This window comes from Micromonospora sp. DT44, from assembly GCF_049841635.1.
Lineage (GTDB): Bacteria > Actinomycetota > Actinomycetes > Mycobacteriales > Micromonosporaceae > Micromonospora.
Window position 1 is genome coordinate 62,467 of record NZ_JBNCKS010000005.1, and the last position, 11,631, is coordinate 74,097.

Genomic DNA, 11,631 nt, shown 5'->3' on the forward strand with positions numbered 1-11,631 from the left:
GCCGGCCGACCCGTCAGCGTCCCTTCCACTCCGTCGCCGGGGTGAGCGGCACGGGCACGGGCCGTCGTGGCGTCGTCGTCAACTCGATCCGCCGGCCCTGCGCCGCCGACTCCAGCAGCGCGGTCATCGTCTCGAGGACGTGCAGGGCGACGTCGCCACCGGCGCGGGGCGCACGCTGGTCGTCGGCCAGGACGAAGTCGAGCAGGCCGATCCCCCGGCCGCTCTCGGCGTACCCGGCGAGCGCCTGGAGGGCACGCCACTCGTCGCCGCCGAGCGCGAAGTGGCGGACCTCGCCGTCGAAGTAGTTCGGGTCCGGTACGGCGAGCGTGCCGGTCTCCCCCTGGACCTCGATGGGCGCGGCGGTCGTCGCGATGCCGTCGAAACTCGTGGTGATGGTGGACAGCGCGCCGTCGACGTGTTCGAGGACGCCGGTGACGTGGGTGTCCACCCGCACCGGGATGTGCTCGCCAGCACGTGGGCCCGAACCGATGACGCGCTCCGAGCGCAGGCGGCTGGCGGCCCCGACCACCGCGCGGACCGGCCCGAGCAGGTGCACGAGCGCCGAGATGTAGTACGGCCCCATGTCGAACAGGGGGCCACCACCGGGGGTGTAGTAGAAGTCCGGGTGCGGGTGCCAACGCTCGTGACCGGCCGTGACCATGACGGCCGTCGCGGACATCGGGCGGCCGATCAGACCGTCGTCGATCGCCGCACGCGCCGTCTGCGTACCCGTGCCCAGGACGGTGTCCGGCGAGCATCCGACGTGGACGCCCGCCGAGGCGGCGCGTTCGACGATCGAACGGCCGTCCGGGAACGTCACGGCGAGCGGCTTCTCGACGTACACGTTCTTGCCGGCGTCGATCGCGGCGCGGGAGACGTCGGCGTGCGCCGCGGGGATCGTCAGGTTGAGCACCGTGTCCACGTCCGGGTGGGCGAGCAGGCGCTCGACGCTCATCGCCGCGCTGCCGGGGACCGTGGCCGCCGCCGCGGCCGACCGGGACGCGTCGAGGTCGGCCAGAGCGGCGATCCGCACCGCGGGGTGGTGCGCGAGGGTGTCCAGGTACGCGCGGGAGATGACCCCGAGACCTACGATGCCGACGCCGTGCGGGTCGCCCACACCATCCCCCTCTCGATGACGGTACGTACGGACGGGTGCTCCAGCACGTCGAGGTTGTGGCCCGGAGTTGTCACGACGACGCGGCCCGCGCCCCAGCGGCGGGTCCAGATCGCCGGCGAGGTGACCGGCCGGTGCCACGGATGCCACTCCCGCGTGGGGTGGGTGGTGACGGCCAGGACGTCGATCAGATCGTCGTGCAGCACCCAGTACTGCTCGCTGACCAGGTCGAAGTCCTCGATGTCGGCGGTGATCGGGTGTTCCCGGCCGAGGTCGGTGACGCGCACGATGTGCGGCAGGAAATTGTCCTCCTCCCCACCGTGGCGCTCGCAGGGCTCCTTGCCCGGGTGGGTGGCGAACTGGCCGCCCACCAGGTGCAGGTACTCCGCCGAGGCGCGGAACGCGTCCACGATGCCACCGTGCCAGCCGGTGAAGCCCGTGCCGGCGACGACCGCCGAGGCGAGTCCGGCCACCTGGGCCGACGTGATCTCCGACATCGTCATGCACTGCACGATCAGGTCGGTGTCGGCCAGCTCGTCGGCATCGGCGTAGACCTCCGTCGACTCCTCGACCCGTACCGCGTAGCCGTTGCGTTCGAGGAACGGAATGAACAACTCGGTCGCCTTGACCGGCTGGTGCCCCTCCCACCCGCCTCGGACCACCAGTGCTCTCGGCTGCGCCACCGTCGCTCCTCCCACCGTCCGTCGTCACCGGGCCGGCCGCTGCCGCCCCGGCGTTTGTCGGGCATCGAAACCGTACCCGTGCGGCCGTGCCACGGCACGGCGCGGGGCGCGCCGGATCGTACGTCGGATGGCCGATTGTCCACGCTCAGCGCCGTCGATACGGTGATTGCGTGTTCGGGGAGGCCGTGCAGGAGCTTCGGCGCACCAGCGCGTTAACCCAGGAGGATCTGGCCGCGAAGACCGGGCTGTCGGTCCGTCACCTGCGGGACCTGGAGGCGGGGCGGATCGCCCGACCGCGTCCCGCGACGATGCTGTTGCTCGCCGACGCCTTCGGTCTACAGGGGTCGAGGCGGGACCGTTTCCTCGCCGGGGCGCCCACCCCGCCCCCGACGAGTGGCGTTCCGGCGCAGTTGCCGGCGGACGGTTTCGGCTTCGTCGGCCGCGAGGGCGCGCTGGCCCGCCTCGACGAGATCCTGGCCCGGTCGGTGGATCAGCCGACCGCGATGGGGCTCGCGATCGTCTCCGGCACCGCCGGGGTGGGCAAGACCGCGCTCGCGGCGCACTGGGCGCACCGCGTCGCCACGCACTTCCCCGACGGCCAGCTCTACGTCAACCTGCGTGGCTTCGACCCGGGCGGCGTACCGCTCGGTCCGAGCACGGCGCTCGCCGGATTCGTCAACGCTCTCGCGGGACCGGCGGCCCGCCCGTCGACCGGGCTGGACGAGCAGGTCGCCCGGTACCGGAGCCTGCTGGCCGGCCGACGGGTGCTCGTCGTGCTGGACAATGCCGGCGACGCCGACCAGGTACGCCCGCTGCTGCCGGGAGCGCCGGGCTGCTTCGTCCTGGTCACCAGCCGCCACCAGTTCCTGGGCCTGGTCAGCGTGAACGGCGCCCATCCGGTCACCCTGGACGTCATGTCCGGGGCCGAGTCCCGCGCGCTGCTGACCCGACGCCTCGGCGCGGAGCGCGTGGCCGCCGAGCCCGAGGCCGTCGACGCCATCGTCGGCGCCTCCGCCGGGCTGCCGCTGGCGCTGTCGGTCGTGGCCGCCCGCGCGGCGATCCACAGTGGGTTCCGGTTGATGGACCTGGCGGCGCACCTGCGCCCGGAGGCCGATCGCCTCGACGCCTTCGACGGCGGCGAACCCGTCACCGACCTGCGGCTGGTCATGTCCTGGTCGTACCGGACGCTCGACGCGACCACCGCCCAGCTGTTCCGGCTGCTGAGCGTGCATCCGGGCCCGGACTTCGCCGTCGCGGCGGCGGCCAGCCTCGCCGGGATCACTCCCGCGCGGGCCCACCGCCACCTGACCGAGTTGACCCGGGCCCACCTGCTCAGCGAGCACCGGCCCGGCCGGTTCACGTACCACGACCTGCTGCGCGCGTACGCCGCCGAGCTGACGGCGGCCGAGGACGGCGAGGCGGACCGTCACGCGGCCCGTACCCGCCTGCTCGACCACTACCTCGGCGTCGCGTACGCCGCCGACGAACTGCTCTACTCGCAGCGGGACCGACTGCCGATCGACTCGCCGGGGCCGGGGGCCGCGCCGGTGCCACTGGCCGACCGGGACGCGGCGCTGGCGTGGTTCACCGACGAGCACCCGGTGCTGCTCTCGGCGCTGCGGCTGGCCGCCGACCACGGTTTCGACCGGCACACGTGCCACCTCGCCTGGGCGATCACCACTTATCTCAACCAGCGCGGCTACTGGGAAGACTGGACCGGCAGCCTGCGGGCGGCGTTGTCGGCGGCCGTCCGGCTGGCCGACGACCGGGCCGAGGCGTACGCCCACGGGGTGCTCGGCTTCGCCGGCATCGCGCTGCACCAGTACGCGGACGCGCAGCGCCACCTGGAGCTGGCGTACGACCGGTACCGGCGGCTGGACGACCTCGCCGGGCAGGCCCGCGTCGAGCTGAACCTCGGCTGGATCCGCGACCAGACGGGCGAGCCCGAGTTGGCCCTCGGCCACGCCCGGGAGGCGCTGCGGTTGCACCGGCAGGCCGGCCACGTCACCGGCCAGGCCTTCGCGCTGAACGCGGTGGGCTGGTCCCAGGGCCAGCTCGGCGACCACCACGCCGCCATCGAGAGCTGCCAGCAGGCGCTGGCCCTGTTCACGTCGGCGGAGAACGTTCTCGGGCAGGCGATCACCTGGGCCAGCCTCGGGCAGTCGCACCTTCAGCTCGACGCGTTCACCGACGCGGTCACCTGCTACGGGCATGCCGTCCGCCTACGCCGCGAGATCGGTCACCGCCGGTTGGAGGCGGATGCGTTGGTAAGTCTCGGCGACGCTCACCTGGCCGCCGGCGACGCCCCGTCGGCCCGTCTGGCGTGGCAGCGGGCGCGGGACATCCTCTCCTCGCTCGGCGAGGCCGACACCGGGGCGCTCGACGCCAAACTCGCGTAGCGGCGCTGAGTGCCGCACCCCGCGTACCGGTCAGAAGGTGGCGATCGGGTTGACCGGGCTGCCCGACGTGCCGGCGAAGCGGACCGGTGCGACGGCGAGCTGGAAGTCCCACTGGCCGAGTTCGGCGGCGGTCGTCGCGCACGCCTCCAGGTCGCAGTTGTCGAGCAGCCAGAGACCCATCGCGACGAGACCGACGGCGTGCACGGGCATCAACACGTCGTCGTACCCCGAGGGCTGGACGTCCTGCGGGGAGTCGGCGGCGATCAGCGCGACGCCGCGCTCGTGGAGCCACGGCAGGCAGGACGCGTGCCAACCGGTCTGCGCGAAACCGCTGGCCGCGCGACCCTCGCGCCGGAAGCGCCCGTGGCCGGTACGTAGGAGCACCGCGTCGCCGACGCCCACCCGTACGCCCTGGCGGCGCTCGGCCTCCTCCAGGTCGTCGGGGAACACTCCCTGGCCCGGTTCCCACCAGGGGACGTCGCGGGCCCGGGCTACGTCCAGCAGGACACCCCGGGTGACGATGCCGTCCGCCGCCGCCGTGACGGCCGCCCACGCCGAGCCCTCCGCCTCGTCGACCAACGAGTGCGACCGCCCGTTGTACATCGCGCCGTCCCAGAAGATGTGGCACGGCGAATCGAGGTGGGTGATGGTGTTGCCGTGGAACGTCATGCCCAGCCGCTCGGACGAGAAGCCCCAGCGCCGGTCGGCGTGGAAGGCGGCCGGCATGTTCTCGGCTCCCGGCATCTCCGCGGCGTACGGGGCACGTCGTCGTCGACCGTTCCATCTCCCCCGGTACGGCGACCTCCCACGCGCAGGACACACTCCTGCCGTGGCGCACGGCCCGCGCCGCCGCCAGCCGGACGTCGTCGGTGATGTGGTTCAGCGTGCCGCGCTCGTCGTCGTCGCCCCACCGGCCCCAGTTCGACAGCTTGTCGAAGTACCCGAGCACGTCCTCCTGGGTCGGGTTCACCCGCCCTGCCGTCATCGCGGCACCTCCTGTCCCGCGCTCGGGGTTCCGCCGGCGGGGTCGGCCAGCACCAACGCCTGTGCGGCGATGACGCGCCCACCGTCGAAGGTGAGTGCGGGCGAGCCGTACAACCGGTAGCCCTGGGTCAACAGGGCACTGACCCGGGCGCAGAACTCGGCGTCCTCGGGACCGGTGATGAGCCGGTAGCCGAGCGGCTGGACGATTTCCTCCACCGCCACATCATGTCCCTCCGGAGGCATCGACCCAAGGCTCGGCTTTTCTGCGTGTCACGCATCTTTGCGTGTCACGCAAGAAGTGTTAGGGTGGTGGCATGACAGGGCTGCGGGAGCGCAAGAAGGCCGAGACGCGGGCGGCGCTCGGCTGGGCCGCAATCCACCTCACCGCCGAGCGCGGCTACGACAACGTCCGCGTCGAGGACATCGCCGAGGCGGCCGGCGTCTCCCCGCGCACCTTCAACAACTACTTCTCCAGCAAGGCCGAGGCCATCGCCTCCCGCCATCTCGACCGCAGCCTGCGCACCGCCGCCGCGCTGCGCGAACGTCCCGCCGACGAGCCGCTGTGGGAGGCGCTCACCCAGGCCGCGCTGGCGCAGTTCACGCGCGGCCCCGAGGTCGAGGCGATGCCCTCCCCCGCGCACGCCCAGTGGGTGGCCGGCGTCCGCACCATGCTCGCCGAGCCCGCCCTTCAGGGCGAGCGCCTGCGCGCGGTCGCGACCGCCGAGGCCGAGTTGGCCAACGCGGTCGCCGAACGCACCGGTACCGACCTCGCCACCGACATGTACCCGAGGCTCGTCGCGGCCGCCGCCAGCGCGGCCGTCGCCGTCGCCATGCAGCACTACCTCGACAGCGCCGACCCGCCCACCCCGATCGAACACCTCATCAGCGACGCCTTCGCCCAGGTCGCCGCCGGCCTCCCCGCACCGCCCCGCTGACGCGCGGGCCCGCACCCGGGCACCCCTCACCCACCATCCTCAGCCGCGTCACACCCCGCGGCGGGCCGGTCGTACACCGCGCCCGCCGTGGCGACGACGCACGCCCCGAAGGGATCACGACCGTGATCGACGTCCTCATCGTCGGCGCCGGCCCGAACGGCCTGATGCTCGCCTGTGAACTGGCCCTCGCCGGTGTCCACCCCGTCGTCCTCGAACGCCACCCGACGCCCGGCCGCGAGCCGCGCGCCAACGGCCTCGTCGGCCAGGTCGTCCGGCTTCTCGACCGGCGCGGCCTGCACGCGCGCCTCAGCGGCGACAGCAACCCGCCGTCCCCGCAACCCGCCTTCACCTTCGGCGCGTTCCCGCTGGACCTCACGATGCTCACGGACAACCCGCACTATGCGCTCGGCGTGCCGCAGGCCCAGCTCGAAGCCGCCCTCACCGCACGCGCCGCCGAACTCGGCGTCGACCTGCGCCGCGGCCACGAGGTCGTCGACCTGCGCCAACGGCCCGACGCGGTCGAGGTCCACCTCGCCGACGGTACGCGGCTCACCTCCCGCTTCCTCGTCGGCGCGGACGGCGGCCGCAGCCGGGTACGCCGTACCGCCGGCATCGACTTCCCCGGCGTCACCAACGACCGGTCGGTCTCCCGTACCGCGACGGTGACCGTCCCCGCGTCGTTCCTCGACCCCGAGACGGGCGGCCTGCTCGCCCCCGGGTACGGGATCGTGCCGCCGTTCCAGCACACCCGTACGCCGCGCGGCCTGATCGCGTGGGCCCCGTTCCCCGGCCGGCCGGCGCTGGTCAGCACCACGGAGTGGCCCGACGCGCCGACGAGCGACGAGACCCCGATGAGCCTGGCCGAGCTGCGCGCCAGCGTCAGCCGGGTGCTCGGCGTCGACGTCCCTCTCGGTCCACCCGAGGGCGCCGGCCTGCTCCGCCGGCTGACCGGTCGCAACACCCGGATCGCCGCCCGCTACCGCGCCGGCCGGGTGCTGCTGGTCGGCGACGCCGCGCACGTGCACCCGGCGATCGGTGGCCCCGGCCTGAACCTCGGTCTACAGGACGCCGTGAACCTGGGGTGGAAGCTCGCCGCCACGGTGCGTGGCTGGGCGCCGGAGGGTCTGCTCGACACGTACGAGACCGAACGTCGTCCGGTCGCCGAGCGGGTCGTCATGTCCACCGAGGCACAGTCGGCGCTGATCGGTCCCGGCGAGGAGATCACCGGGCTGCGGGAACTCTTCGGCGAACTACTGGGAATACCGGAGGTGACCGGGCACATCGCGGCGCTGATGTCCGGCGCGGACATCCGCTACCCCGCCGATCCCGCCGACCCGATGGCCGGCCGGTCCGCCCCCGACGTGGTCGTCCACGGCGACCGGGGCGTCGTACGCCTCGCCGAGCTGACCCGCGGCGCCCGGCCGCTGCTGCTGGACTCCACGGGCGACTGGGCCGAGGTCGCCGCACCCTGGCGGGACCGGGTGGACGTCGTCACCGGCCACCTGGAGGGCACCACCGCGACGGGGGTGCTCGTACGCCCCGACTGCTACGTCGCCTGGTCGGCCGGGGACGCCGACACGTTGCGTGCCGCGCTCACCCGCCACTTCGGCCGGCCGCTCTGACCATCGGTGGCCGGGAACGCCTCGCGCTCCCGGCCACCGGCTGTCAACAGCGCTGGATCAGTTGGTGATCACCGGCCAGGCGTAGGCGAGCAGCGCGCAGGCGGCGCCGAGCAGCGCGAACGAGATGCCCCGGGTGGGCAGGGGCAGGGCCGCGAGCACGATCAGGATGACGGCGATGATGTAGAGAAATGCCTGGGCGGACATGGAGGTCTCCTCATTCAAAGGGGGGTTGCAAGGGGGTGCGGGACAAACGATCAGCCGTCCGGGGTGAACAGCCCCTGGATGCCGACGACGATCGCGATCAGGCCGAAGATCGCGAGCAACAGGCGGACTCCGGTCGCGCCGTCGGACTGCTCGACGCCCGACGCCCGACGACCGGTCAGACGGCCCCACAACAGGGCCAGGCCGACACCGATCCCGACCACCTCGAAGTGGAACACCCGAGGGCCGGACACCAGGTGGACGATCAGGTAGTAGCCGCCGGTCACCAGCGCCACGAGCCCGACCACCCACGCGATCGGCGCCACCCGACCGGCGAGGCGGCCCAGGTCGTCACCGACGCGCGGCAGCAACCGCAGCACGGCGATGGCGAGCAGGAAGCCGCCGACGATGTTGGCGAGGTCGAGCAGCAAAGCCATGATCACGAGGGTCTCCGTCGATCGGACGATCAGCCGGCGGGCAGATACCCACTGACGTGTCCGGTTGAAACGACATTCAGCGATCGACCTCGAGCGGAAGCGCTCACTGTGGAGCGATGAGGGGGGCGTAGTCGGCACGGCTGAGCGGCTGTGCGGACAGCAACCCGTCGGCGCGCGGCACTCCCAGCGGCCGTTCGTCGCGCAGGAACGTCACGGTGCTGACGTCGTGGCGGCTGGTGAGCGTGCAGACGATCTGCCCGAAGGCGAGCACCTCGTCGCTGCGACCGGCGTCGTCACCAGGTTCGTCGACCATGACCCGGGCCTGGCTGGCGCTCAGCGTCACGCCGGCCGCGTTGACCGCCCCCGGCAGGGCACTGGTGAGGTCGGTGTCGCGTTCGGCCGTGGTGGGGCCGGCGAACAGGTGCCGCAGGTGCTCCTCGATGCTGGGTGGACGGTCGACGCTCCGCAGCACCGGGACGATCCGGTTGTCGCGTACCAGGCAGAGGGTCTCGGTGGCCGGACCGGCCGGCGCGGTGTCGGCGGATGCGGTGTCGGCGGGGGTGGGGAACGGCCCGCGTGGCGGTGGCACCGGGCGGGGCGCGTCGTCGGCGGGGATGCCGCAGCCGGCCAGCAGCGCGACGAGGCCCAGACCGAGCAGGTGCCGACGACTCATGCCAGGCTCTCCGGCAGGGTGACCCGGAACCGAGCGCCGCCGCCGGGGTGGTCGGTGACGGTGACGGTCCCACCGTGCGCGGTCGCGTGCTGGGCGACCAGGGCGAGACCGAGCCCGGTGCCATCGCCCGCGCCACGCGTGTGGGCGGCACGTCCACGCACGAAACGGTCGAAGATGGCCTCCCGGTCCTCGACGGGTACGCCCGGCCCGTCGTCCTCGACCTCGATCACGGCGGCGTCGCCGTCGCGGTCGAGCAGGACGGACGTCGGACCGCCCCCCGTAGGTCACGGCGTTGTCCAGGAGGTTCGCCAGGATCTGCGCGACGCGCCGACGCTCGACCCGCCACGTCGCGGGCACCCCGGGGGCGAGCCGCACGATTGACGCCGGCAGGTCCAGGGCTTCGCAGGCGGCGCGGGCCAGCGCCACCGGGTCCACCGGCGCGCGGTGCGCGGGCTGGTCGCTACGGGCCAGGTCGATCAGGTCGTTGACGAGTCGCTGAAAGCGGTCGATCTCGTCGGCGACCAACCCCGCCGCGATCGCCGTCCGCTCGTCCTGGTGTTCCCGGCGACGGGCCAGCACGCTCGCCGCGGCGGCGAGGGTCTGCAACGGCGAACGCAGCTCGTGGCTGACGTCGGCGGCGAAGCGGCGGTCGCGCTCGATGCGGTGGGCGAGCCGGTCGACCATCTGGTTGAACGAGGAGGACAACCGGGTCAGGTCGGGGTCGGTGGCCGGGTCCAGGCGGGCCGTGAAGTCGCCGGCCGCGATCTTCTCCGCCGCGTCGGCGACCGCCGTCAACGGGCGCAGCCCGTGCCGGGTGGCGTGCCACCCCAGCGCGGCGCCGGACCCGGCGATCATGATGGCCACGGTGGTCAGCGCGAGCGCCAGGACCTGGAACGTCTGCTCCAACTCGCGCAGGGAATTGACCTCGAAGTACGTCGCCGTCGCGGACAGGGGCACGCCGACCACGAGAACCGACTGACCGTCCACCCGTACCCGTTGCACCGCCGGCTGCCCGGACGCCACGACGCGGCGCAGGTCCTGGGGGATAGCGGTGGTGGGGCCGGGGTCGGCCGTGCGGGCGTACCACTCGCCGTTGAGGTGCAGCACCGGGCGACGTCCCCCGCCGGTGTCCAGCGACCGCAACACCTCCACGACATCGGGGGTGTCGGTGTCGATCCCGGCGCGTACGACCGTCGCGTCGAAGTACGCGGCGCGCAGGGCGGTGCGTTCCCGCTCTCCAATCAGGGATCGGCGGGTCAGCTCGTAGGAGACCAGGGCCATCGAGGCGGCGAGCAGGAGCGCGCCGACGGCGAACGCGGCGGTGACCCGGGTACGCAGTCCGAGGCGTCTCATCGCTGCAACTTGTAACCCATACCCCGCAGGGTGACCAGGTGCCGAGGGGTCGCCGGATCGGGCTCGATCTTCTGCCGCAACCGGCCGACGTGCACGTCGACAAGCCGCTCGTCGCCGATGTCGTAGCCCCAGACCCGTTGCAGCAACTGTTGGCGTGACAGCACGCGGCCCGCGTGCTCGGCCAGCTCGCACAGCAACCGGAACTCGGTACGGGTCACCGCCACCGGCCGGCCGCCACGACGCACCTCGCCCGCGTCGGGGCTGATCTCCAACTCGCCGAACGCCAGCACCGGCACCGGCTCCGCCGCCGGCCCCCCGACCACGGCGCGGGCACGGCGACGCAGCGCCCGCAGCCGCGCGGTCAGCTCCTTGATCGCGACCGGTTTGACGAGGTAGTCATCCGCGCCGGCCTCCAGGGCGGCGACGATGTCATGGGTGTCGTCCCGGGCGCTGACCACCACGATCGGCACGTCGTCGTCGCGGCGGAGCTGCCGGATGCACTCGAAGCCGTCGAGGCCGGGCAGCATCAGGTCGACGAGCACGTAGTCCGCCGGATCATCGGCGGACAGGAAGGATCAGCAGCATGACCGTCGTCCCGGACGACAACCTGATGACACTCATCTGTGACACCTGCGGCGACAGTCTCACCGCCACCGCCTGCGTGCTGCCCGACGCCGAGGTCGTCTGGACGCTCGTGTCCGAGCACGGCTGGAGCGGCTCGCCGTTCGCCACCGGCCCGCACCGCTGCCCCCACTGCAGCCTGCTCCCGCCCTCGAACCCCCGGCAGGTCTCAAGCGAGGGCCACGGTCCCGGCGGGGTCCTCGGCATCGACCACCTCGACGACGCCACCATCGTCACCGCCAGCGGTGACATCGACGTCGCCACGGGCGACGCGCTGCGTGCCGCGCTGCGCGAGGCGGGCGAGGCAGGAGCACCCGTGCTGGTCGACCTGAGCCGCGTGCGCGCCATCGACTCCACCGGCCTCGGCCTGCTGGTGCGGGCCCACCTCGACGCCCGCGAGCGGGGACAGACGCTCTGCCTCGCCGCGCCGTCGCGGTTCATCCGGACCGTCCTGCACACGATGCGCCGGGACGGCGTCTTCCCGATCTTCGACAGTCCCGAGGACGCCCTGGACCGGATGGCCCGGCCGGCGCTGTCACGGCGGTGACGCCCACGGCCGAGACGTGACGCCGACCAGGCCGGCGACCGGTCACGACCACGCGGAGACAT

General features: G+C 73.1%; 11 protein-coding genes and 2 pseudogenes. 4 read left to right on the top strand and 9 right to left on the bottom strand.

The annotated features are described in order from the left end of the window. Window positions 1–13 precede the first annotated feature (13 nt). Window positions 14–1,117 (bottom strand): Gfo/Idh/MocA family protein, encoded by a 1,104-nt coding sequence (locus ACLQ25_RS04495; protein ID WP_425729324.1) that lies wholly within the window; start codon window positions 1,115–1,117, stop codon window positions 14–16. Beyond that, window positions 1,087–1,797 (bottom strand): ThuA domain-containing protein, encoded by a 711-nt coding sequence (locus tag ACLQ25_RS04500; RefSeq protein ID WP_425729326.1) that lies wholly within the window; start codon window positions 1,795–1,797, stop codon window positions 1,087–1,089. The genes ACLQ25_RS04495 and ACLQ25_RS04500 overlap by 31 nt, the downstream gene beginning before the upstream one ends. Before the next feature lie 170 nt (window positions 1,798–1,967). On the opposite strand from ACLQ25_RS04500, the gene ACLQ25_RS04505 reads away from it, so the two are divergent. Further along, window positions 1,968–4,196 carry an ATP-binding protein gene (locus ACLQ25_RS04505; RefSeq protein WP_425729328.1) on the top strand — a complete coding sequence of 743 codons (2,229 nt, stop codon included), beginning with the start codon at window positions 1,968–1,970 and terminating at the stop codon, window positions 4,194–4,196. Between the two features lie 30 nt (window positions 4,197–4,226). On the opposite strand, the gene ACLQ25_RS04510 is transcribed toward ACLQ25_RS04505, so the two are convergent. Both ACLQ25_RS04510 and ACLQ25_RS04515 read right to left on the bottom strand, forming a co-directional pair. Continuing rightward, complete coding sequence (locus ACLQ25_RS04510; protein WP_425729330.1) at window positions 4,227–4,940, bottom strand: cyclase family protein; 714 nt, start codon at window positions 4,938–4,940, stop codon at window positions 4,227–4,229. A gap of 237 nt (window positions 4,941–5,177) precedes the next feature. Beyond that, window positions 5,178–5,396, bottom strand: a complete 219-nt coding sequence (locus ACLQ25_RS04515) for a DUF1737 domain-containing protein (RefSeq protein ID WP_425729332.1) — start codon at window positions 5,394–5,396, stop codon at window positions 5,178–5,180. 98 nt (window positions 5,397–5,494) lie between these two features. Between ACLQ25_RS04515 and ACLQ25_RS04520 the strand changes: the two genes are divergently transcribed. Next, a complete protein-coding gene (locus ACLQ25_RS04520; RefSeq protein WP_425729334.1) occupies window positions 5,495–6,115 on the top strand; it encodes a TetR/AcrR family transcriptional regulator in 621 nt (206 codons plus the stop codon). A 122-nt stretch (window positions 6,116–6,237) separates the two neighbouring features. Further along, window positions 6,238–7,737 carry an FAD-dependent monooxygenase gene (locus tag ACLQ25_RS04525; protein WP_425729336.1) on the top strand — a complete coding sequence of 500 codons (1,500 nt, stop codon included), beginning with the start codon at window positions 6,238–6,240 and terminating at the stop codon, window positions 7,735–7,737. Window positions 7,738–7,794: 57 nt separating this feature from the next. Here the strand turns inward: ACLQ25_RS04525 and ACLQ25_RS04530 are convergent, their stop codons facing one another. From ACLQ25_RS04530 to ACLQ25_RS04550, 5 genes and pseudogenes are all read right to left on the bottom strand, one after another. Further along, window positions 7,795–7,941 (bottom strand): hypothetical protein, encoded by a 147-nt coding sequence (locus tag ACLQ25_RS04530; protein WP_355048005.1) that lies wholly within the window; start codon window positions 7,939–7,941, stop codon window positions 7,795–7,797. Between the two features lie 50 nt (window positions 7,942–7,991). After that, window positions 7,992–8,375 carry a hypothetical protein gene (locus tag ACLQ25_RS04535; protein WP_425729338.1) on the bottom strand — a complete coding sequence of 128 codons (384 nt, stop codon included), beginning with the start codon at window positions 8,373–8,375 and terminating at the stop codon, window positions 7,992–7,994. Between the two features lie 103 nt (window positions 8,376–8,478). Further along, window positions 8,479–9,048, bottom strand: coding sequence for a GerMN domain-containing protein (locus ACLQ25_RS04540; RefSeq protein WP_425729340.1), 570 nt, complete (start codon window positions 9,046–9,048; stop codon window positions 8,479–8,481). Continuing rightward, window positions 9,045–10,401 (bottom strand): annotated as a pseudogene (locus tag ACLQ25_RS04545) (sensor histidine kinase). Before ACLQ25_RS04545 ends, ACLQ25_RS04540 begins: the two are co-directional and overlap by 4 nt. Then, window positions 10,398–10,970, bottom strand: a pseudogene (locus ACLQ25_RS04550) (response regulator transcription factor); the annotation flags it as partial. The pseudogenes ACLQ25_RS04550 and ACLQ25_RS04545, both read right to left, overlap by 4 nt. A 14-nt stretch (window positions 10,971–10,984) precedes the next feature. Between ACLQ25_RS04550 and ACLQ25_RS04555 the strand changes: the two are divergent. After that, complete coding sequence (locus ACLQ25_RS04555) at window positions 10,985–11,569, top strand: STAS domain-containing protein (RefSeq protein WP_425729342.1); 585 nt, start codon at window positions 10,985–10,987, stop codon at window positions 11,567–11,569. The last annotated feature ends 62 nt before the right edge of the window (window positions 11,570–11,631 follow it).

Excerpts from the sequence above, each read along its gene's own strand:
- ACLQ25_RS04510 (WP_425729330.1), bottom strand. The coding sequence starts at position 4,940 with ATGCCGGGAGCCGAGAACATGCCGGCCGCCTTCCACGCCGACCGGCGC.
- ACLQ25_RS04520 (WP_425729334.1), top strand. The coding sequence starts at position 5,495 with ATGACAGGGCTGCGGGAGCGCAAGAAGGCCGAGACGCGGGCGGCGCTC.
- ACLQ25_RS04530 (WP_355048005.1), bottom strand. The coding sequence starts at position 7,941 with ATGTCCGCCCAGGCATTTCTCTACATCATCGCCGTCATCCTGATCGTG.
- ACLQ25_RS04535 (WP_425729338.1), bottom strand. The coding sequence starts at position 8,375 with ATGGCTTTGCTGCTCGACCTCGCCAACATCGTCGGCGGCTTCCTGCTC.
- ACLQ25_RS04540 (WP_425729340.1), bottom strand. The coding sequence starts at position 9,048 with ATGAGTCGTCGGCACCTGCTCGGTCTGGGCCTCGTCGCGCTGCTGGCC.
- ACLQ25_RS04555 (WP_425729342.1), top strand. The coding sequence starts at position 10,985 with ATGACCGTCGTCCCGGACGACAACCTGATGACACTCATCTGTGACACC.